A 22144-nucleotide genomic window follows, 5' to 3' on the forward strand; every position below is an offset into this window, starting at 1 on the left:
TCTCACATCCTTCAACCCGCTGGAGCTGCCCATTCTGCGTAGCTCCGGCGCTTTTCGTGTCCAGTCATCCCCTCGTCCTTGCCATGGCCATACCCCCTGCTCTGCCCACCTGGGATCAGGTTTTGACTACCGCCCGCACCCACACCCCGGCCCGTCGGGTGCGCCGTCCTGGGCAGTCACCCTCCACGGCTCCGGTGCCCACTGGTCTGGCGGCAGGGGAAAGGCCTCGGGTGCTGCTCTATCGCGACAGCAACTCCTGGTGTCCGTTCTGTGAGCGGGTGTGGTTTGCCCTGGAGGAAAAGGGCATTGCCTTTGCGACGGAGTTTATCGACCTGCAGAACAAGCCCCAGTGGTATCTGGATCTGGTGCCCACCGCCCTGGTGCCTGCCGCCAAAATCGATGGGCAGCTGGTCTACGAATCGAAGGATATTCTGCTGGCCCTGGAGGAGCGCTTTCCAGACCCGGCGCTGTTGCCGGAGAACCCCGCTGAACAGGCGGCAGCCTACGACGAGCTTGAGTGGTCAGAGACCGGTGGATTTCTCCAGGCCAGCTACCGGTTTCTGCGCGGCAATGCCGAGTCGGAGGAAGAGCGAGTGAACCTACAGCGCACCCTGGAAGAACACCTCGATCGCCTGGAGACAGCCCTGGGAAAATTTTCGGGGGCGTTTTTTCTCAGCCGCTTCAGCCTGGTGGACATTCTCTACAGCCCCCACCTAGATCGGCTGGCGGCGTGCGGGCCAGTCTACCGGGGCTACAGCCTCAGGGGCAACCCCCGCTACCCGCGCCTCAATGCCTGGTTTACGGCCCTGCGCCGCCGCCCTGCCTACCACCGGGTGCGCTCCGACGACACCACTAATGTGCTGCTGCTGCGCCGTCGCTTTGGCCTGGAACCCACGGGGCAACCCCTGCCCCTCCACCCCGAAGACAGCGCCGACTTGGCCTACCGGGCGGAGGCGGCGGAGCGACTGGCCGACAACCGCGAGGCGGCGATCGCCGACATCCTCAAAAATTCTGGGGTACAGGCCCTGGCCATCACCGATCTGGCCCTGGGCGACATTGTCGATACCCACCTGCGCCACCTGGCCGCCCACTTGCTGCGAGGGGATGAACCCGTCATCGGCGGTGCCACCGGGGGGGCAGAGACATCGACGCCCCAGGCGGTGGCGATCGCCGCGATCGGAGCCATGACCTATGCCTACCTGCGCAACCGCATCTGCGCCCCCCGCGACATGAGTGCCGGAGCCGCCACTGCCCTGCGGGCCGCTACGGAGGAGTTGCTGGTCGGTCTTTACTGAGGGACTGGCGTGATGGGGTAGGGGTGGGGGGTGTTCTGGAGGCAGCGCGCTCTAAGGGCAGCCCGCAGGTTGGGGAGGTTTGCAACTAAATTGCTTGTATTTGTATCTCCAGATATTTCTATTTTATTTGCAATCTATTTGAATTTGATTCAGGGCATATTTGCCCCGCCAACGTATCTATCTATGGTGTGAGGAAAACGAATGGTTAAATTACTGTGGCAATCGCTGCTGGCGGTGCCTGCTGCTGTGGCGGTGTCGGGTGCGGCGATCGCAGCCGAGTCCCAGCCCCTCCAGGTCGGCAGCTTCGATCAAGAGCCGATTCAACTGGCTCAGATCACCAGCGTGTCGGAACTGACCGACGTGCTGCCCTCGGACTGGGCCTTCCAAGCGCTGCAAAGCCTAGTGGAGAACTATGGCTGCATCCAGGGTTATCCCGATCGCACCTTCCGGGGTCAGCGTGCCCTGACCCGCTTTGAGTTTGCTGCCGGTCTGAACGCCTGCCTGGATGTGATCGCTACCCTGATTGCCCAATCGGGCATTGACCCCGAAGATTTGGCTGCCATCCGCCGCCTACAGCAAGAGTTCCAAGCCGAATTGGCCACCCTGCGCGGTCGTGTCGATGCTCTGGAAGCCGAAACCGCGACCCTGCGGGCTCAGCAGTTCTCGACTACCACCAAACTGCGCGGTGAGGCGGTATTCAACTTAATCACGCCCTTTGACACCCTGGCTCCCGAAACCAGCACCAGTGTTGCCTCTCGGGCTCGTCTGAACTTTGACACGAGTTTTTCCGGTCGCGATCGCCTGCGCATTCGTCTACAGGCCGGGGATGGTAACGCTATCACGGGTGGCCCCGGCAACCCTCTGGGCGGTCTAGCTACCGCTGCTGGCGGTGGCTTTAACGTCGATGTCACCACCTTCGCCTACAGCTTTCCCCTCGGCAACCGCATCAATGCTACTGTTTCTGCGCGAGGCAACGCTGGCAGGGACTGGGTAAACCCCGCTACCCGCCCCTTCGATGGCCCTTCCGTGGCCAACGCGGGTCGCGTTCAGTTCTATGACACCTTTGGCAGCACGTCTAACGGTGCTGGCGTTGGCCTGAACATCGCCTTCACCGACAACCTGATTCTGGACTTGGGCTACACCGCTTCGAATCCTGGCGGTGCTACCAACCCTGCCGTTGGTATTGCCGCTGCCCGAAACCAGAGCTACATCGCTCAGCTTAATCTGGTCAACGCTGGAATTCTCAATTTAGCGGCGGCCTATCTGCACAGTGATGGTGCGGCCGCTGGCTTTGCGGTTCCCACCGCCACCGATACCTTTGCAGGGCTGGTGAACCTCAACTTTGGCGGGTTCTTTATCGCTGGCCACGGGGCGTTTACCTCGTTCACCGGGGGAGACGACTTTAGCTGGACGGCGGGTCTCGGGATCAACAACTTCCTGGTGGAAGGCGCAAGATTTGGCGTGTACGGTGGTCAACTACCCACTGCCAGCTTGGTCAACAGCAACCCCTTCCTGGTTGAGGGCTACTGGCAAGTTCCCGTCAGCCGGTTCTTGACCATTACCCCAGCGCTGATCTACGGAGACCGGGGCATTAGTGGTGCTGCCGACAACAGCGGTTTCTGGGGCGCTCTGCGCACTACCTTCCAGTTCTAGGGCCAGTTCTAGGGAGCAGAGCTTGACGCTGCCTGATCATTGGTGTGTCCTTGGTTAGGAACGGGGGTCAGGGGTTTCTATGAGGGCGCTGCGCAGATAGCGGCGCACCTGGTCAAACCCCGCCTTGAGCTGCTGGGGCTGCTGGTAGAGCCGCCCCAGCAACAACACCCCCTGAATCAACGTCAACAGCTCTGCCGCCAGCGCCTGGGGGTCAACCCCTGGCCTGAGCTGGGCCTTGGCCAGCACCAGCCGCCTGGCAAAGGCCTGCTCCCACTGCTGAAAGATCTGAATCAAATGCTCTCGGAAATCCGGGGCATACTCCGCCAAATCTACCACCAGGTTGCCGAGAAAACAGCCAAAGCAGTCGTCGCTACTGAGGTGTTTGGCCTCCAGGGCGTCGATCATCCAGAAGATCTGGGCAATGGGGTCTGCTGTCTGGGCCGTGGCCGGGTCAATCAGATGGGTTTTTAGCCGCTGCCAGTCAAAGTCAATCAGGGCGTGGCCCAGCTCATCTTTGGAGGCAAAGTAGTTGTAAAAGCTGCCGGAGGACGCCCCGCTCAGCTTCAGCAGCTCTGTTAGGCCGGTGCCGTTGAGACCTTTGCGGTGGACGCGATCGAGCATCGCCGCCAGGATATCTTCACGGGTGCGCTTACGATGAACCATCCCTGGCGTTCCCTATCCCACACGGTATAAGCATAAAATTATAGAAAGCCCCCAGATATCTCGATTATGCCTGATGGGTCCAGGCCTGGCTGGCCCGCCGCAGGGCCGTATCCAGCAGATAGCCAATCAGGCCGATGATCAAAATGACCGCCATCAGCTCTGAATAGGCGAGGCGATCGCGCGTATCCAAAATGTAATAACCCAGCCCCGCCCGCACCCCCAGCATCTCCGCTGGCACCAGCACAATCCAGATGATGCCCACCGCCAGCCGCAGCCCGGTGAGCAGGTGGGGAATGGTGGCGGGCACAATCACCCGACTCACCGTTTCCCAGCGGGTGGCGCAGAGACTGCGGGACAGCAGCAGCCAGCGGCGATCGACCGAGGCCACCCCCGCCGCCGCATTCAAAATCAGCGGCCACACGGCGGCCACCGTCAGCAAAAAGTACACCGGCCAGTCGCCAATGCCAAACACCATCACCGCCACCGGCATCCACGACACGGGCGAAATCATCCGCAAAAACTGAAACAGCACCGACGTCGCCTCCTCTGCCCTTCGCGACAGACCAATCAGCAGCCCCAGGGGAATGCCGATCAGCGTGGCGGCGACGAGCCCCACCACCACCCGTCGCAGACTGGCCCAAATGTGCGGAAAGATCGCCCCCGAGGTGACCATCTGCGCGATCGCCCCAAAGGTTCGCTCCGGCGAAAAATCGCCGATCACGCCACTGTGCCACAGGGGCGTCGTCGCCACCCACCAGATCAGCAGCGTGCCGAGCAGGCCCCAGAGGGAGATGGGGATGGGGAGGGTGCGGTGGCGGGGGGGGGAGGTGGTGAGGGACATGGGAGGGGTGGGAGGGTTGGAGGGTGGATGGGTTGGAGGGTGGATGGGTAGGGGGTGGGGGGTAGGGGGTAAATCGGGTTGTTGGTTTCAGGGTTTAGCGTTTTAATCAAACACTCCCCACCCCTCACTCCCCACCCCTCACTCCCCACTCCCCACCCCCAACAACCTAGGCCAGGGGCGAACGCCCCAACCGGGCGATCTGGAAGGTTTCGCTGCGCTGCAGCGAGTCGGGCAGGCCAAAGACCTGAGGGCCGCCGACCGCCTGGAGGGCGTTCCTGACGAAGGAGTCATCCACCAGGTCGCGGGCCACTTCGGCGGGCTGGAGACCTTGCAAAAAGCTGTTGTCGCCTTCCACCTGGGTCTGCTGGAGCAGGCGCACCAGTTCTTCGGTGTAGGAGGGGAAGGGGTAGGGTTGAAAATCGATCCGCTGGGAGTCCCAGTCGGCGTGTTTGACCGCCCCCTGCTGGGCGTAGGTGTCGGCGTCGAAGCCGGTGAGCACCTTTTGCAGCACCGCTTCGGGGTGGGGGGTGTAGGGGCCGCCGTCTTTGGAGAGCAGTGTGGCGGTCTCGGCCCGGTGGTCGCGAATCCACAGCTGGGACTTGACCACGGCATTGACCACACCCTGGGCCCAGGCGGGGCGCTGGTTGAGGTCGTCTTCGTGCAAAAAGACGACGCAGCAGGCGTGGTTTTTCCACACGTCGCCGGTAAAGCGCAGCACCTTGCCATTGCCCGAGGCTTCCCCGGCGGCATTGAAGGGCTCGGCCACGATGTAGCCCGCAATGCTCTGGTTCGCCAGGGCCGACACCATCTCGGGGGGCGGCATCACCACCAGGTTCACCTCGTTGGGCTGAAGGGCTGCGCCGGTCGAGCGGGTCACCACCGTGAGGCCCGCCTGCCCCAGCAGTTGTTGCAGCACCACATTGTGAATGGAGTACCAGAAGGGCACGGCGATCACCTGGCCCCCCAGGTCGCTGACCTCGTTGATGTCGGGCCGCACCGTCAGGGCCGAGCCGTCCACGTGGTTCCAGGCGACGACTTTGCCCGGCACCTGTTGGGCACCGTAGCGCAGCCACACGGTAATCGGGCTGAGCAGGTGCACCACGTTGACCTGGCGGGCCAGAAAGGCCTCCACAATGTCGGCCCAGGAGCGAAACAGAATGGGCTGCTCGGTGGTGAGGCCCTCTGCTTCGTAGAGCTGGTTGGCGTGGGCCACCAGCAGGGGCGAGGCGTCGAGAATGGGCAGATAGCCAATTTTGACGGGCTGGCTGAGATCCCCAGCGGCGGCGGTCTCGGTTCCTGAGGCGTTTTCGGCGGTGGAGTCGGGGGTTGTCGCCTGGGGGCCGCAGCCACCGGCCAGGGCGCTGAGGGCGGCGGAGCCGGAAAACAGGGAGGCGAGTTTGAGAAAATCGCGGCGGTTGAGGCCGCAGCAGGCGCAGAGGGAGGTTTTCATGGGTGTGAAGGGGTGGGGGGTTACGGTAGGGCCATGACGGTGGATAGGGCGGTGAGGATTTCGGCGCGCAGGGCCATCAGGTCTTCGGTGTGGCGCACGCGGGGCTGGGGGGTGGTGACCCGCCACTCGCGCTCCAGGCGACCGGGGTTGCGACCCATAAGCACGATGCGATCGCCCAGCAGCAGGGCCTCGTCGATGTCGTGGGTGACCAGCAGGGCGGTGCAGTGGCGCTGGGCGATGATCTCCAGCAGCAGTTGCTGCATTTCTAGGCGGGTGATGGCGTCGAGGGCGCTGAAGGGCTCGTCCATCAGCAGCAGTTGGGGGTTGCGGGCGATGGTGCGGGCGATCGCCACCCGCTGGGCCATGCCCCCCGACAGCTGGTGGGGGTAGGCTCGGCGGCTGGACTCCAGCCCCACGCTGGCCAGGGCCTGATCGATACGCTGGCGGCGAGCAGCCTCCGGCAGGCGAGGCATCGATTTGAACTGCAACCCCAGGGCCACATTTTGCTGCACCGTCAGCCAGGGCAGCAGCGCCGCCGCCTGAAAGATTAGCCCAATGCGGGGATGGGGAGTATGAATGGGTTGACCATCGAGGTAAACCGCGCCCCGGTCGGCGGCCTGCAACCCGGCAATGATGGACAACAGGGACGACTTGCCACAGCCGCTCGGCCCCAGTAGGCAGACAATCTCGCCGGGCTGAAGCGCCAGGTGAATGTCCGCCAGCACCTGAAATGGGTCGGTGGGGCTGGGGTAGTGTTTCTCGACATTTTCTACCACCAGGGCCGCCGCCCCCTGGGCCAGCTGGGCAGAGTCGGCGGCTGTTTGCACGCTTGCGTTCATGGGAAGCCTCGCTGAGAACTAAGCCGGAGCGGGAAGCTGCTGGAGGAGCTTTTTCAAATGCTTGAGGGCCGGGGTGACGATGGCGACAAAGTACGCCTCCCGCAGGCGGCGCTCGTCGGCCCCGCCCTGGAGGTAGCCCCGCGCCCCGGTGTGCAGCATGGCGGCCTGGGAGGCCCGCAGCGACAGCTCCGAGGCATCGGCCCGGGCCTGCACAACCTGGCGGAAAAAGCCCGGGGTGCGGTAGGGGGGGCGGGCGTTGAGGGTGTCGGCCAGGGCGTAGGTCTGCGATCGCAGCGCCGCCAGATCGGCCTCCAGTCGTTCCACCGTGTCGTCTAGATAGCCATTCACGTGGCCGTAGCGCCGGTTCGATCGCCTCATGCTGTCCACACAGGCCTGGGTGACCCCCAGCCCCATGCCCACCTGGGCCAGCACAAAACCGGGCTTGATGCGATCGATGTAGTCGGCGCAGGGGGCCGCCAGAATCGCCTCGTCGGGCACAAACACATCGCGCAGCTGGCAGCTAAAGGTTTGGCTGCCCTCCAGGGCGATGAAGTGGGCCGTCTCTTTGAGGGTGAGACCGGCCAGGCGATCGGAGACGATCGCCATCAGGTAGTCATCGCTGTCGGCCATTCGAGCCACCACCGCAAAGTAGTGCCCCGGCCCCAGGTTCGACACCCAGGGCAGTAGCCCGTCGATCACATAGCCCCCCGGACGACGTTCGGCCACCAGGGCGATCTTTTCGATGTCTGCAAAGTGCTTCATCGGGTTCGATAGCCCCGTCCCCGCTAGCACCGCCCCGGTGGCAATCTGGGGCAGCAGTTGCTGCCCCAGCGCCTCATTGTCTGAGTTTTGGGCGTACCACACGCAGGCGATGTGGCACCAGGTGATAAACCCCGTGCACAGACAGGTCTGCGACACCGCCTCCACCACCTGCACCGCCGCCCGAAACCCCTGCCCCTGCCCGCCAAAGGCCGGCGTCACCGTCTGGCCAAAGCCCCCCAGGGCACCCAGTCGATGCATAAACTCGCCGGGGTACACCCCCTCCTGGTCAATGGCCGACACCAGGGGGGCGAGGTGCTGGGCGATCGCCCCATTGATCACCTCCAGGTCGAAGGGAACAGTGGGGGCTATCGGGCGATCGAGCAGGGTGGGAGGTTGCATGGGGAGTCAGAGGTGGATGGGTAAGGGGTAGGGGGTGAGGGGTAGAGGGTGGGAAGTTTTAAGTGCTTAGTTTTGAGTGAATGGTTGAAGGAATTAATTCAAAACTTAAAATTCAAAATTCAAAACTCCCCACTCCTCACAACTAGGCCAAAGACACCTCCATATTCACCGGCAGCCGCAGGGTATTAGCCACGGGCGACCAGGCGTTGGCGTGGGCCACGAGGTCATCCAGCTCTTCCCGGCTGGCGTTGCCTTCAATCGCCACCTTGACCCGGATATCGCTGAAGCCCAGGCGCTTTTCCGACAGGTCGCCAATGCCCCAAACGCCGGTGATGTTGATGTCGCCCTCCAGCTCCAGCTCCAGCTTGGTGAGCTGAATGTCGCGGGCGATCGCATTGGCGTGGATACCCACCGAGAGGCAGGATCCCAGCGCTGCCAGCACCGCCTCCGAGGGGTTGGGTGCAGTGTCCTGGCCCAGTAGGGTAGGGGGCTCGTCAATCACGTGGGCAGGCAGATCGCGCACGTAGTTGAGGTTGCGGAACTGGCCTTCCAGAACGGTTTTGGCCCGCACCGTAGCAACTTTGTTGGGGTTGCTGCGCGCCTTGTCGGTTAGCTCCTTGAGGCCCTCCTGGCTCACCGGGCGCAGTCCTTGGCTTTCGGCAGTTAGCTGGGTCATGACAACTCCAAATAGAACGTTCTATACAATTCGATGACAGCATAGCGTGGGCTCATTTCAGGACATGCTCACTGTGAACAACTCAACACCCCACAAGCCGAACCTGAGCTGGAAGCCTGTGCTGTTTCTTTTGTCTATCGTGAAGAGTGACACAATTTAGATTGAAAGGCAAGTGTTTTGAGTTTCGTTCAGAGTTCTTGCTTGCTCTGAGTAGAGTGTAGGGGGTAGGAGGTAAGGGGTAGGGGGTAAATTTGGTTGCTGGTTGCAAGGGTGTAAGGGATCACTCAGGTACTCCCCACTCCCCACCCCTCACTCCCCCTCAAGCCGCCTGCCGCCTCCCCTGTGAATGCCGCGCCAGGTAGTCGAAGAACCGCTCCCGCAGTTGGGGACTGACCAGGGTGTTGTCGATGTGGTGGAAACCAATGGCGTAGGCTTTCTCGACCACTTGCTGGGGGGTGAGGCGCTCGGCGATCGCCGTGCTCAGCAGGGCGATCACCGTGGAGCGCATGCCAGCGGCGCAGTGGACCAGCACCGGCTTGGGCAGGTGGTCGAGCTGGCGCAAGATTTGATCAATAACGGCTTCGTCCAGGTGCTCTAGCCGCAGGGGAATGTGGTTGTAGTGCAAACCCAAGGACTCTGCCACCTGCTGTTCGTCGGCCCAAAAGCCCAGCTCGTTGGGCACCCGCAGGTTGAGCACCGCTTTGAACCCTTCCTCCACGGCGGCCTGCAATTGCTCCACGCGCACCTGCCCCATGGTGGTCAGGGCATCGGTTACCTTCGTTCCGTATTCCATCGTGCATCCTTTTACAACACTGACAGGTGTGGCTGCGATCGCACTAGTACCGCCCCCCGGAGAACACCCGAGCGGAAGTCACAAAACCGATTCGCAGCAAAATTTAGCCCAAAAATATCTTGAGCTTTTCGAGGATTGTAAAACCCCCGATCTAGAGCAGCCTGCGGGCTGACAAAAGACTTAATTAAATCAAAATGCCATATTAACTGCGGTTTGTCGATAGATTTACCGTAGTTTTTGAATAATTGATAAATAATCTGCAAGTATTGCAGCTTTTAATCTTGCTCTTGGTTAATCTAACTCAAAATCTATAACTTCCGCACTTAGAGCCTTTAGGCCGAACTATTTCTAGCCTAATTGTGATTCCAGCAACATTTATCCTGAATATGACTTGCGTTTTGCTGCTGACCGACCTACAAAACATTAGGAGCAGGATAGATGAAGTGACGCAAAATCCAACCTCAGGGTTGTTATGCTGGGTTCTGCTGCCGCGCCACCCAACCTGCAAACCAGTAGATTCTTAAGCCTTTTGCCAGTGACTACCCATTACATTGCCACAGATATTTCATCGTGATAGCCTTGATTAAAGCATTAACTCCGGCAAGACAGTAGATTTACTGTAGATTGAATTTGTTGCGCCAGAAACATTTAGACTTCCGTCGGAAATTGAGTTGACTTGCTGATTGTTGTCGCGGCAACATTCAGTCAGACATTTTCTGCCTTGGAATCTATCTCGTGCGAATGCTGTCTGGACTTTTCCGGTGAAAAACTATTTTTTGGAGAACTTGAGATGAGCGTCATTAGTTTGACTCCGCCTGCCCTGGAGCTAGAAATTAGGCCCCTGGGAGGGCGGATTGGGGCCGAAATTTCAGGTCTGGATTTGGGGCAACCCCTGGGCGATCGCACCATTGCCGCCCTGCGCCAGGCCCTACTGCAATACAAGGTGATCTTCTTTCGCCACCAGTGCCTCGACGACCACAGCCAGGTGACCTTCGCCCGCCACTTTGGCGAACTGACCGGTGCCCACCCCACCGTGGCTCCGCCCGCCAACCACGCCGCCGTGCTCGATATCGACTATGGCCGCAGCCCGTCGCGCACCAACTTCTGGCACACCGACGTCACCTTTGTGGATCGGCCTCCCCTGGGTTCGGTGTTGCGGGCTCTGGAGCTGCCCCCCACCGGGGGCGATACCCTCTGGGCCAACACCGTCACCGCCTACCACGACCTGCCCCCCTGCCTCAGGGCGCTGGCCGATGCGGCCTGGGCTGTGCACAGCAACGCCTACGACTACGCGGCGGCGACCCTCTCTCCGGCGGCCCGCGCCTTTCAAGAAAAGTTCTCGGCCACGCGCTACGAAACCCTGCACCCGGTGGTGCGCGTCCACCCCGAAACCGGGGAACGGGGTCTGTTTCTGGGTGGGTTTGCCCGCCACATTCGCAGCCTCTCGACCACCGAGTCGGCAGAGGTGCTGGCCATGCTGCAAAGCTACGTCACCCGGCCCGAAAACACCGTGCGCTGGTGCTGGCAGCTGGGAGATGTGGCCTTTTGGGACAACCGGGTCACTCAGCACTACGGCGTCTACGACTACGACGGCCAGGCCCGTCGGGTGCGTCGGGTGACGATCGCCGGGGATGTGCCCGTGGGTGTGGGCGGCGATCGCAGTGAGGCGATTGAGGGAGATTCGTCGGGGTATACGCCGAGGGCGGCTTGAGGGGTGGGAAGTAAGGGGTGGGGGGGTGGATGGGTGGGTCGGCCCTAGGGTACTGGCGTTGAGAATTTGTGTATTTTGATTTCATTTGTAATGAGCTTTGCTTTCATTCCAGGTGAATTTGGCTGATGATAGGGCGCGGTAAAGGGGCACTAGAGCCGAGAGCTTGCCGTGGGCCGATTGGCGTTACTCAGAGGTTTTGCCATGTGGTACTCAAACCTGGAATACGAGTTGGCGGGTGGCGAGCCCTGGTTTCCTGCCGTGCCAGTGGGGTTGCCCCGTTCGCTGCCAGTGTCTGGCTGGAAAGAGCACCAGCGCTATCCCCAGGGGCGATCGCTGCCCCCCCTGGATGCTGCCCCGGTGGAGCCGGTGGTGTGTCAGGTGGTGATTCCGCCGACCTACCAGCGGCTGCCGATTTTGTCGCGGCTGACCTCGCGCTTTGGAGTGACGGTCAACATTTTGGGGGCGGCGCTGTCGGCGCGGCGCAGGCGGGGCGGCGAGTTTGTGCTGGCGCTGGAGGGCGGGCCTCAGCAACAGGCGAGTTCGCTGGCTTACCTGAAAGACTTGCAGGTACAGTTTGTGCCAAAGCGAGACATTAAGGCTACGCCCAGGCTGCTGAACGAGGGGGAATCCCTAGCGCAAAAGCCGGTGGTGTTGCCCAGGGGGTGTGACCGTGTCCGCCTCCAAATCCACATTCCGGCTCACTGCCACCCCCAGCCGGTGATCTCCAACCTGGTCAAAGACCACGACGTGGCGGTCACTATTCTGAGTGCCTCTCTGCCCAGCCAGGGTGATCGCGACGGCTGGTTTGAGCTAGAGCTATGGGGGCTACCCTCACGGCTGGAGGCGGCTGTTGCCGCCCTTAACCAGTCCGACTGCGCCCTGTGGTTAGCAAAATGAGCTTCTGGCTCTGGTGGGCAAAGCCCACCCTACGGGTGCTTTCTGTAGGGTGGGCTTTGCCCACTGCTGACTAAAACATTTCAACCCAGCAGTGTTCGCCCCGACTGATTTCTAAACTTAGTTTCCTTAGCGTTTTCCCATGACTCTCCAACCCTTTGAGGTGCGGCCCGTCGCCGGGCGCATCGGTGCCGAACTGGTGGGCCTCGACCTGAGCAGCCCCCTCAGCGACGACGTAATTCTGGCCATTCGCCAAACGCTGGTGCAGCACAAAGTGATTTTCTTTCGCCACCAGCACCACCTCGATTCAGACGGTCAAATTGCCTTTGCCCGTCGCTTTGGCCCCATTACCGCCGCTCACCCCACCCTACCGCCCCTGGAACAACGCCCCGAGGTGCTGGATTTGAACTACGGCAAAAACCACGGCTACGCCAACTACTGGCATACCGATGTCACCTTTATTGATACGCCAGTGCTGGGTGCGGTGCTGCGGGCGGTAGAGATTCCCCCCGTGGGCGGCGATACGATCTGGGCCAACACCGTCACCGCCTACGACGACCTGCCCGAACCGCTCAAAACCCTGGTCAATTCGCTCTGGGCCATCCACAGCAATGCCTACGACTACATCACCGAGGCCACCCACCTCAGCGACTACTTCAAGCAGTACCGCGAAACCTTTGAATCGACCGTGTTTGAAACCCGCCACCCAGTGGTGCGCGTTCACCCCGAGTCGGGCGAAAAGTCCCTGGTGCTGGGCGGTTTCGTGCGCCGCTTCCAGGGCCTTTCCCAGGCCGAATCTGAGGACTTGCTGCGCACCCTGCAAAGCTACGTCACCCGACCCGAAAACACCGTGCGCTGGCAGTGGCAGCTGGGGGATGTGGCCTTCTGGGACAACCGGGCTACGCAGCACTATGCGATCGCCGACTACGGCGACCAGCCCCGCCGCGTGCAGCGGGTCACCATCGTCGGCGACCTGCCCGTCAACGCCGAGGGCGAGTCGAGCGTAGCGATCAAGGGCGACTCGGCGGCCTATAACGGGCTATTGGCAGTTGCGTCTTGAGGGTAGGGGGTAGGGAGTGGGGGGTAGGGGGTAAGGGGGTCGTTGATTGCCACATCTCCTCTCCTTTCACACCATCTACTCCCCACCCCTCACGCCCCACCCCTCACTCCTCCCACCCCACTCCTCAAAAAACCATGGCAAAAATCCGCCTCGAAAACGGCCTCACAATCACCGACCTGCCCAGCATTGCCGCTACCCTAGCCCCGCTGGGCATCCAGCTACACCACTGGCCCATTGGGGAGAATGCTGAGCTGCATGCTCTGTTGGCTAAAGCAAGCCTGGATGATGCCGAAAAAGAGACCGTCCTGACCGGGTTAGACCACTATTTTCAACAGTTGCAGGTCTCCGACGGCTACCAAAACCGCGACCTGATCGTGCTGAACCCTGATGTGCCTAACCTTGACGCCCTGCTGGCCAAGTTCGACAAGATCCACAGCCACGCCGACAACGAAATTCGCTACATCGTCGATGGCGAAGGCGTCTTCGGCTTTGTGCTGCCCGACGGAACTCAGTTAGAACTGACCATTCAACCCGAGGAATACATCAACGTGCCCGCTGGCACTGAGCACTGGTTTGTGCTCACCGAAAGTCGCCGCATCAAGGCCGTGCGCTACTTCACCACCACTGACGGCTGGGTGCCGGAGTATACGGGGCGCGAGATTCGGGTGCAGCCTGTGGCCGCGTAGGGAGTGGGGAGTGAGGGGTGGGGAGTGAGGAGTGGGGAGTGTTTGATTAAAACGCTAAACCCTGAAACCAACAACCCGATTTAACCCCTACCCATCCACCCCCTACCCCCTACTACCCCTACCCCCTACCCCTACCCCTACCCCCTACCCCCTACCCCCTACTCCCCACCCCTTTAAGAACCACCTATGACCAACCTCAATACAGACCTCGGCTTCCCCACCCAGCGACTACAGGCCGATGTGCTCGTAGTCGGCGGCGGCACCGCGGGCACCATGGCGGGCATCAAGGCCAAACAGGCCAACCCCGACAGCGATGTGCTGATTTTAGAGAAAGCCAACATTCGCCGCAGTGGGGCGATCGCCATGGGCATGGACGGGGTCAATACCGCCGTCATCCCCGGCAACTCCACTCCCGAGCAGTACGTACGCGAGATCACCATCGCCAACGACGGCATCGTCAACCAAAAGGCTGTATATGAAACCGGGCGGCTGGGCTTTGAGGTGATTCAAGAACTGGAAAGCTGGGGGGTGAAATTTCAAAAAGATCCCGACGGCAACTACGACCTCAAGCAGGTGCACCGGGTAGGCAAATACGTCCTCCCCATGCCCGAAGGCAAGGATCTCAAAAAAATCCTCACCCGCCAGGTGAAGCGCCACGGGGTCAAAGTCACCAACCGGGTGATGGCCACCCGCGTGATTGTGCAAAACGGTCGCGCCACCGGAGTCGTTGGCTTTGACGTACGCAGCGGCGACTTTGTGGTGATTCAAGCCAAAGCGGTGATTCTCTGCACCGGGGCCTGCGGTCGGCTGGGCCTGCCCGCCTCCGGCTACCTCTACGGCACCTACGAAAACCCCACCAACGCGGGCGACGGCTATGCCATGGCCTACCACGCCGGGGCCGAGATGACCAACATCGAGTGCTTCCAGATCAACCCGCTGATCAAAGACTACAACGGCCCCGCCTGCGCCTACGTGGCCAGCCCCTTTGGGGCTTACACCGCCAACGCCGAAGGCCACCGCTTCATCAACTGCGACTACTGGAGCGGCCAGATGATGCTGGATATCTACAAAGAACTCAACTCCGGCAACGGCCCCGTGCACCTAAAGATGTACCACCTCGATGACGACACCATTGCCAAAATCGAGTCGATTCTCTGGGCCAACGAGCGCCCCAGCCGGGGCCGCTTCCACGAGGGCCGGGGCGAAAACTACCGCACCCACGGCGTCGAGATGAACATTTCTGAGATTGGCCTATGCAGCGGCCACAGCGCTTCGGGGGTGTGGGTGAACGAGCGGGCCGAAACCACCGTCCCCGGCCTCTACGCCGCCGGAGACATGGCCAGCGTGCCCCACAACTATATGATCGGGGCCTTTGTCTATGGCCGCATTGCCGGGGAGAATGCCGTTGACTACCTCCAAAGCCTGGATCACCTCGAACCCGACCCCGACTTTCTCGCCGCCGAGCAGACCCGCATTTATGCCCCCCTCACCCAGCCCAACGGCATCCCCCACACCCAGGTGGAATACAAATTGCGTCGCCTGGTCAACGACTACCTGCAACCGCCCAAGTCGCCCCACAAAATGGAAATTGGCCTGGAGAAGTTCGTCGCCTACGCCGACACCCTCACCGCCATGGGTGCCCGCGACCCCCACGAACTGATGCGCTGCAACGAAGTCTCCTTCATCCGCGACTGCGCCGAAATGGCCGCCCGCGCCTCCCTCTACCGCAAAGAGACCCGCTGGGGCCTTTACCACTACCGCCTCGACTACCCCGATCGCAACGACGCCGAGTGGTTCTGCCACGTGAACTTGAAGAGAACGGAATCCGGGGAGATGGAGCTATTCAAGCGCCCCGTCGAACCCTACATCGTCGATGTCGATTTGAAGCGAGAAGTCTACGATGTCGCCGTCCGGTAGGGTGGGCACCGCCCACCATTCCCCCTGTGCTGCACCCAGTCTCCCCGTAGGTTGGGTGAAACGAAGTGCAACCCAACGCCAATCCCCGCTGTTGGGTTCCGCTAGCGCTCCACCCAACCTACCCATCCACCCCTTACCTATCCACCCAAAGAAATCATGGCCTTAACTACCCAACGGGTTGACGTACCCGTGATCGTTGACGAATCGAAATGTCTGGAAAAATGCAACGCCTGCATCGAAGTCTGCCCCCTCGACGTGCTGGTGAAGAACCCCGAAACCGGCAAAGCCTACATGAAATACGACGAGTGCTGGTTTTGCCTGCCCTGCGAGAAGGAATGCCCCACCGGGGCGATTACCGTACAGATTCCGTTTTTGCTTAGGTAACAGGTAATAGGTGACAGGTGATAGGTAACAGCCATGAAAACTATCACCTTTTTCCTGTCACCTGTACCCCCTACCCCCTACCCCCTACCCCCTACCCATCCACCCCTTCACCCCCATGGACTCCGAACTCTCCCAGTGGATTACCCTCCTGCGATCGCCTCTTCTAGACGATCGCCTCGTTGCCATCAAAACCCTGCAACACCTGGGCGATGAGGATGCGATCGCCCCCCTGATCGACGCTCTGCAAGACGACGACCCAACGGTACAGACCCTGGTGATCACCACCCTGTGGGAGTTCGCCCACCCCAGCGCCATTCCGCCCCTGATCGGCTGTCTGGGGTCACCCTACGAGGCCGTGCGAAACGAAGCGCTGTCAGCCCTGAAAGAGTTGGTTTCGACCGACGACCTGATGAAATTGCTGGATGTGCTGCAAACCGGGAATTTTCACGCCCAGCTCAACGTGCTGGTGCTGCTGCGGAAGATCCACGACGCCCAGGCGCTGCCGTTCATTCTGCCGTTTTTTGAATCCGAGAATGCCGAGCTGCGGGAGGCGGCGGTGATCACCCTGCGCTACCTCAACCAGGTGGTGCGCTGCGAACCGGCCCTGGCCCTGGCCCGCGATCCGTCAGAAGTAGTGCGGCGGGCGGCGGTGCTCACCCTGGGTCACCTCAGCGATGAGGGGGTGGTGCCCCTGCTGAGCCACCTGCTCACCGAGGATACCGACTGGCAGGTGCGGCGCAATGCGGCCCAGGCGCTGGACACCCTGGCTGACCCGGCGGCGATCGCCGCCCTAGTAGCGGCAGTGGCCGACCCGGAATGGCAAGTGCGGAAGTTTGCCGTGCGGGCCTTGCAGAAGGTGACGGACAGCCGAGCCTTACCGGCGCTGATCAACGCCCTGGCCGATGAATCCTCCGACGTGCGGCGCGATGCGGCCACCGCCCTGGGCAACCTGGGCCAAACTGAGGCGTTGTCGGCCTTGCAGCAAACTTTGAATGACCCGGACATTGACGTGCGGATTTTTTCGGAGCGGGCGATCGCCCAAATCAACCAGACCCTAGCCCAAACCGCCCATGGTTAGCCCTTTTCAGACCAGTGCCCCAGCTCCAGAGGCCATACCTTCCAGCCTGGAGGAAGCGGCCCGCAAAGCCGAGGTCATTGCCCAGCTCAAGCACCTGCACGAACCCACCCTGGGCAACGACTTGGTCAGCCTGGGTATGGTGCGCCACCTGCGGGTGGTGGGCGACTACGTGTACCTGCGCCTGTACGTCGGTGCCCACCAACTGGCGCTGGAACATCAGGTGCAGCAGCGTCTTTCAGAACTGCCCTGGGTCAAAAAGGTCTACGTACAGCTCTGCACTATTCCCGGTGTGCGGACGACCCTGGCGATCGCCAGCGGCAAGGGCGGCGTCGGTAAATCGACCACGGCGGTGCAGTTAGCGATCGCCCTCACCCGCACCGGAGCCAAAGTGGGCCTGCTCGATGCCGATATCTACGGCCCCAATGTGCCCCAACTGCTGGGGCTGGGCCAGGTCCAGGTCGAGGTGGTTGAAACCCCTGAGGGCCAGCGGTTTGTACCCCTAGAAGTCCACGGCATCAAGCTCATGTCCGTGGGGCTTTTGGCGGAACCCGACCATCCCCTGGCCTGGCGGGGGCCGGTGCTGCACAAAATTCTCACCCAGTTCATTCAGCAGGTGGCCTGGGGCGATCTGGACTACCTGCTGGTGGATCTGCCTCCCGGCACTGGCGATGCTCAGATCACCTTGGTGCAAGAAAGCCCCATCTGCGGCGTGATTATGGTGACTACTCCCCACGCGATCGCCCTGGCCGACCTGCGCCGCAGTATCCACATGTTTCGCCAGGTGGGGGTGCCCGTGCTGGGGCTGATCGAAAACATGAGCTACCTGGTGTGCCCCTGCTGCGACACTCGCACCCCCATTTTTGGTGGCGGCGGCGGTGCCCAGATTGCCGCTGAACTCTCGGTTTCCCTGTGGGGCCAGGTGCCCATCGACCCTGGCCTGAGCGAAGCAGGGAAAGCAGACCCCACGTCTGATTCTCTCTTCAAGGCAGTATTTGACCCGATTGCTCAAGGTTTGAAGGGGACTTTTGGGAGTGGGGAGTAAGGGGTGGGAGTGTCTGATTGAAACCCCAACCCCTGCGCCTAAAAACCAAGACCTACCCCCTACCCATCCACCCCCTACCCCCTACCCCTTACCCCGCTCTTCGCTGAGGCACAACATCTCTGCTGAGGTATAACAATGGTTGCAGAAGACAATGGCAGAGTCCAGAACCTACAGCACCCCATGGCAAAGGCAAAAGCCCCCAGTTTGGCTTCCAACCCGATTGAAACGCTGACGACCCAGAGTTTCTTGTTCCGGGGCCTGGAGCAAGACCCGCTGCTCAGCACCCTCGACCCCGATGGGCTGGTGAGCGAAAAGCTCTACTCCAACCGTCCGGTGTACACCGCCTTTCGGCCCCAAACCTGGCAGGAGCACCTGTACGTGGTGGTGGATGGTGGCCCGGTGATCCTGCGCAGCACTCCTCTGGATCGGGTGATGGCCATGACCTATCCTGGCGGTTGCTTTGGCATGCGCAGTCTGCCTGTGGGCACGGGCGCGGCGACGCGGGCTTTCCCCAGCCTGGTCGAAGCTTACAAAACTACCAATGTGATCAAAATTCCGGTGCAGGTGGTGCAGGATCTCTACGACCAGAATGAAACGTTTCGCGATCGCTACGCCCTGCTGTTTGAGCTGCGAGAAAAGTTTCAGTATCACCTGCTCAATTGCAGCACCTACCCACCCCAGGCGGTGGCAGCGGTGCTGCGGGGGCTGATCTTCCAGGAGCGCAGCCTGGGTGCCCAGCCTCAGGGCACCAAACCAGAGTACGTATTTGACCTGCCCATCGACCTGATTGCCCGCGCCTGCCAGCTCAACCACCGCACCGTGGAGCAAGTGCTCAAGGGCATGACCAAGGCGGGCTACATCAAGACTGACAAACCCGCCGACTCAGCCAACGACCTGGTGAAGGTGGTAGACCCCGAAGGACTAAAGGAGGTCTACGGAGCCACCCGCGACAAGGTCACCTGGTGGCCGCTGAAGTAGATGGCTTAGGATAGTGCTAGCCATTTAAGCCGGAAACTAGGGCAATGACCTCGGCACCTGACCAAACTCCAAGGATTATTCGTACCGAGCGGGGCTTAACCATTTCCGGCACCCGCATCACGCTCTATGACGTGATGGACTATGTGACTGCTCACTATCCACCTAAGTTCATTCGCGGTCTTTTTAATCTGACCGATGAACAGCTAATGGTGGCCTTAGCCTACATAGAAGCAAACTATGCCGAAGTCGAGGCTGAATATCAAACCGTCCTCAAAGAAACCGAGGAACTTCGGCAGTACTACGAAGAGCGTAATCGTACTCTAATCGCTTGTCTCGCTTCACAACCGCCTAAACCAGGAATGGAGGCCGCATGGGCGAAGCTTCAAGCCCAAAAGGCAAAGCATCAAGCTCAAGTTGAATCTCACGCACAATTACTTTGGAGCGAGATAGTATGCAGATAGTTTCTCGCGATCTAGCGATTTTGAGATGATATACAGATATCTTTAGCATATCTTTCCAAATCCAGATAAACATACTGAAAGGTTCCCTTTAATAAAATTTTTGAATTGTCAATCAAAGCTTCATATCTTATTTCATAGAACATGATCCAGGACACTGATTCGGATTTTAATGAATTTCTCGATAAATACTTTTCTGAGAATCCGGAAGACCTAGAGACTTGGCACAAAGGAATCGAAGAAATAATAGCAGGAATTATCGCAAGATTATTTTTGAGTCAAAAAATAGATGAAGCTCGCGCAGACGATTTAAATTATGTCTGGATTCTGATACTAAAGAATCTTGATTTACTTAAGACAATGCCTGCTCAAAGAGCGCAATTCGATCATGATTTTTTGGCATCTGCAAAGGAAGCTGCTCAATCAAGGAGAATACCTGTTGCGATAGTCTTGGTGGCAACTACAATAGAACATCGTTTGAACATTTTCTATCAAGATATTCTAGAAGATTACTCAGGTTTATTATCTGGTGCAGCAACTGAGGCTATAAGAAGTAGCACTTCTGCAAAACTGGGTTGGATTTTCCAATTGACAACTGGCAAAAAACTTTCTAAGCAAATTCTGAATCAAATCAAACAAGTCTTTGACTTGAGAAATGCTTTTGTTCATTTCAAAGCCATATCAGTTCCTTTGGATGAGAAGGATAAATATGAGGAGCTTTTAGAGAAAGTCAACGATATCGGCATGGACAATATTTTAGATTTGCCTGACAAGCTCGAAAGAGAATTGTCTACAATAGTTCACAATCTTGTACCAGCATATAGGAAAGCATATGAATTAGCTAAAATGATAATGAATGAAAAGATTAATGGTAGAGACATATCAAGGATAAAGAACAATAACCCAACAAGTCCAACGCAGCAGGCGAAAGAAAGTCACTGAAGTAAATTTAGAATTCTGCCGCCGCTGGTTGAGAACGTTGTCCGCAAGGTCGTCTATAAGGTGTTTATGGTTTCATCTGTTGTAGTGCGGAATCCATCTGCTGTAAGTTTGTCTACGGGGCAAATCTTGAGGAAGGTATAAACCACTAATACCAGACGCAGTTACAAGTTAAACTGGAGGGAGATAAGCAGCGTCCTCGCCAATGCCTACAGTTCTTCAGGTTGGCCCCTACAGTTTCATTTTTTTCAGCTCTGACAGAGGCGAACCCGCTCACATCCATGTAAAGCGCGATCGCCAGCTAGCTAAATTTTGGCTCGATTCTGTTTCCTTGGCAAAGAACCGGGGTTTCAAAGATCACGAATTGAGCGATATTTCTCGATTGGTGGAGGAGCATAAACAAACATTGTTGGAGGCTTGGCATGACTACTTTGACACTTGAAACAGAACCCCTGGCATTGCAAGTCAGCGTGACCGATGAGAATTTAATGGTTGACTTGGTCGATGGACGCAGTTTAATAGTTCCCTTGTCTTGGTATCCGCGCCTACTGCAAGCATCCCAGGAGGAGAGACAAAACTGGCAACTTCTAGGAGATGGGTATGCAATTGAGTGGGTTGATTTAGACGAATATATCGGTGTTGAAGGTCTGCTAGCGGGTAGAAAAAGTGGTGAAAGCCGTCATTCTTTTGAGCGTTGGCTTGCAGGGCGAAGTGCCTCTTCACATAATGAGTAAATTGGCAATTTAGATGATGCAGTAAACGATTGAGAGCTATCAGCCCAACTACTCACTATGTGTCAACTTCTGGGGATGAACTGCAATGTGCCGACGGATATTTGCTTCTCCTTTGAGGGCTTCTGCGCCCGGGGTGGCAAAACCGACGACCACAAAGACGGCTGGGGCATTGCCTTTTTTGAAGGTCTAGGCTGCCGGGTCTTCCTCGACGACAGCCCCTCCAGCACCTCCCCGGTGGCGACCCTGGTGCGCCAGTACCCAATCAAATCCATGAACGTAATTGCCCACATTCGCAAGGCCACCGTGGGGCCGGTGGGCCTGGAAAACTGCCACCCCTTCAAGCGCGAGCTGTGGGGCCGCTACTGGGTGTTTGCCCACAACGGCGACGTGCCCACCCTGGAGGCCGACCCCGAGGGCATCTACCGCCCGGTGGGTCAGACCGACAGCGAACGAGCCTTTTGCCTGATGCTCAACACCATTCGCCAGCGCTTCCCCGATCGCAAGCCTCCCATCGCCGACCTCTATGCGGTGTTGCGAGAGGTCACCGCCGACATTGCCCAGCACGGTATCTTTAACTACCTGCTGTCAGATGGCGAGCACTTTTTTGCCCACTGCTCCACCAAGCTCTGCTACCTGGTGCGCCAGGCCCCCTTTGCCGCCGCCCACCTGATCGACGAAGACCTGACGGTGGATTTTCAGGAACTGACTACGCCGAGCGATCGCGTCGCCGTGATCGCCACCACCTCCCTCACCGACAACGAAGCCTGGACACCCATTCAGCCCGGTGAACTGCTGGTGTTTCAGGATGGTGCGCCGCTGCTTTCCCTGGCATGAGGCCATTGAATACAAGCGTTGGGCGACAGGGATTTACCGAATCGCCCAAATACTTTGT

Annotated in this window: 23 protein-coding genes; 16 read left to right on the forward strand and 7 right to left on the reverse strand. The window is 59.3% G+C overall.

Translation table 11 applies throughout. The features are described 5' to 3' along the window. Positions 1 to 83: 83 nt before the first annotated feature. Positions 84 to 1295 (forward strand): glutathione S-transferase family protein, encoded by a 1212-nt coding sequence (locus NF78_RS01545; RefSeq protein ID WP_035984487.1) that lies wholly within the window; start codon positions 84 to 86, stop codon positions 1293 to 1295. A gap of 201 nt (positions 1296 to 1496) precedes the next feature. Continuing rightward, positions 1497 to 2948, forward strand: a complete 1452-nt coding sequence (locus tag NF78_RS01550; protein ID WP_035984488.1) for an iron uptake porin — start codon at positions 1497 to 1499, stop codon at positions 2946 to 2948. 54 nt (positions 2949 to 3002) lie between these two features. Here the strand turns inward: NF78_RS01550 and NF78_RS01555 are convergent, their stop codons facing one another. From NF78_RS01555 to NF78_RS01585, 7 genes are all read right to left on the reverse strand, one after another. After that, positions 3003 to 3611, reverse strand: coding sequence for a TetR/AcrR family transcriptional regulator (locus NF78_RS01555; protein WP_035984490.1), 609 nt, complete (start codon positions 3609 to 3611; stop codon positions 3003 to 3005). A gap of 64 nt (positions 3612 to 3675) precedes the next feature. Next, positions 3676 to 4452 (reverse strand): ABC transporter permease, encoded by a 777-nt coding sequence (locus tag NF78_RS01560; protein ID WP_035984492.1) that lies wholly within the window; start codon positions 4450 to 4452, stop codon positions 3676 to 3678. A 166-nt stretch (positions 4453 to 4618) separates the two neighbouring features. Beyond that, positions 4619 to 5902: an ABC transporter substrate-binding protein gene (locus NF78_RS01565; RefSeq protein ID WP_035984493.1), complete on the reverse strand. Its 1284-nt coding sequence runs from the start codon at positions 5900 to 5902 to the stop codon at positions 4619 to 4621. A 20-nt stretch (positions 5903 to 5922) separates the two neighbouring features. Then, positions 5923 to 6741, reverse strand: coding sequence for an ABC transporter ATP-binding protein (locus tag NF78_RS01570; protein ID WP_052049579.1), 819 nt, complete (start codon positions 6739 to 6741; stop codon positions 5923 to 5925). 18 nt (positions 6742 to 6759) lie between these two features. Next, entirely contained in the window at positions 6760 to 7902 is a 1143-nt protein-coding gene (locus tag NF78_RS01575) for an acyl-CoA dehydrogenase family protein (protein WP_035984494.1), read from the reverse strand. Between the two features lie 142 nt (positions 7903 to 8044). Beyond that, positions 8045 to 8578 (reverse strand): OsmC family protein, encoded by a 534-nt coding sequence (locus NF78_RS01580; protein ID WP_035984496.1) that lies wholly within the window; start codon positions 8576 to 8578, stop codon positions 8045 to 8047. Between the two features lie 319 nt (positions 8579 to 8897). Next, the gene (locus NF78_RS01585; RefSeq protein WP_035984497.1) at positions 8898 to 9371 is read right to left on the reverse strand and encodes a beta-lactamase hydrolase domain-containing protein; all 474 of its coding nucleotides are present in this window, start codon (positions 9369 to 9371) and stop codon (positions 8898 to 8900) included. Between the two features lie 790 nt (positions 9372 to 10161). Between NF78_RS01585 and NF78_RS01590 the strand changes: the two genes are divergently transcribed. From NF78_RS01590 to NF78_RS01650, 14 genes are all read left to right on the forward strand, one after another. Continuing rightward, complete coding sequence (locus NF78_RS01590; protein ID WP_052049581.1) at positions 10162 to 11082, forward strand: TauD/TfdA dioxygenase family protein; 921 nt, start codon at positions 10162 to 10164, stop codon at positions 11080 to 11082. A 201-nt stretch (positions 11083 to 11283) separates the two neighbouring features. Then, a complete protein-coding gene (locus tag NF78_RS27900) occupies positions 11284 to 11979 on the forward strand; it encodes an NIL domain-containing protein (protein ID WP_052049583.1) in 696 nt (231 codons plus the stop codon). A 139-nt stretch (positions 11980 to 12118) separates the two neighbouring features. Continuing rightward, entirely contained in the window at positions 12119 to 13036 is a 918-nt protein-coding gene (locus tag NF78_RS01600; RefSeq protein WP_035984499.1) for a TauD/TfdA dioxygenase family protein, read from the forward strand. A 134-nt stretch (positions 13037 to 13170) separates the two neighbouring features. After that, positions 13171 to 13722 (forward strand): 1,2-dihydroxy-3-keto-5-methylthiopentene dioxygenase, encoded by a 552-nt coding sequence (locus tag NF78_RS01605; protein WP_035984500.1) that lies wholly within the window; start codon positions 13171 to 13173, stop codon positions 13720 to 13722. 186 nt (positions 13723 to 13908) lie between these two features. Next, entirely contained in the window at positions 13909 to 15639 is a 1731-nt protein-coding gene (locus NF78_RS01610) for a fumarate reductase/succinate dehydrogenase flavoprotein subunit (protein WP_035984501.1), read from the forward strand. Positions 15640 to 15795: 156 nt separating this feature from the next. After that, a complete protein-coding gene (locus tag NF78_RS01615) occupies positions 15796 to 16023 on the forward strand; it encodes a ferredoxin family protein (protein ID WP_017301328.1) in 228 nt (75 codons plus the stop codon). A 115-nt stretch (positions 16024 to 16138) separates the two neighbouring features. Continuing rightward, positions 16139 to 17101: a HEAT repeat domain-containing protein gene (locus NF78_RS01620; protein ID WP_035984505.1), complete on the forward strand. Its 963-nt coding sequence runs from the start codon at positions 16139 to 16141 to the stop codon at positions 17099 to 17101. Continuing rightward, the gene (locus tag NF78_RS01625; protein ID WP_035984508.1) at positions 17094 to 18143 is read left to right on the forward strand and encodes an Mrp/NBP35 family ATP-binding protein; all 1050 of its coding nucleotides are present in this window, start codon (positions 17094 to 17096) and stop codon (positions 18141 to 18143) included. Before NF78_RS01620 ends, NF78_RS01625 begins: the two co-directional genes overlap by 8 nt. Before the next feature lie 180 nt (positions 18144 to 18323). Continuing rightward, complete coding sequence (locus tag NF78_RS01630) at positions 18324 to 19121, forward strand: cAMP-binding protein (protein ID WP_035988387.1); 798 nt, start codon at positions 18324 to 18326, stop codon at positions 19119 to 19121. Positions 19122 to 19165: 44 nt separating this feature from the next. After that, positions 19166 to 19582 (forward strand): DUF433 domain-containing protein, encoded by a 417-nt coding sequence (locus NF78_RS01635; protein WP_035984510.1) that lies wholly within the window; start codon positions 19166 to 19168, stop codon positions 19580 to 19582. A gap of 141 nt (positions 19583 to 19723) precedes the next feature. Then, a complete protein-coding gene (locus NF78_RS01640; RefSeq protein ID WP_035984512.1) occupies positions 19724 to 20521 on the forward strand; it encodes a hypothetical protein in 798 nt (265 codons plus the stop codon). A gap of 202 nt (positions 20522 to 20723) precedes the next feature. Continuing rightward, entirely contained in the window at positions 20724 to 20960 is a 237-nt protein-coding gene (locus tag NF78_RS01645) for a DUF4160 domain-containing protein (protein ID WP_035984515.1), read from the forward strand. Beyond that, positions 20941 to 21252: a DUF2442 domain-containing protein gene (locus NF78_RS28840; RefSeq protein WP_072015941.1), complete on the forward strand. Its 312-nt coding sequence runs from the start codon at positions 20941 to 20943 to the stop codon at positions 21250 to 21252. The genes NF78_RS01645 and NF78_RS28840 overlap by 20 nt, the downstream gene beginning before the upstream one ends. A gap of 57 nt (positions 21253 to 21309) precedes the next feature. Next, a complete protein-coding gene (locus tag NF78_RS01650) occupies positions 21310 to 22086 on the forward strand; it encodes a class II glutamine amidotransferase (protein ID WP_035984518.1) in 777 nt (258 codons plus the stop codon). Positions 22087 to 22144 lie beyond the last annotated feature (58 nt).

The organism is Leptolyngbya sp. KIOST-1, assembly GCF_000763385.1.
GTDB lineage: Bacteria > Cyanobacteriota > Cyanobacteriia > Phormidesmidales > Phormidesmidaceae > Nodosilinea.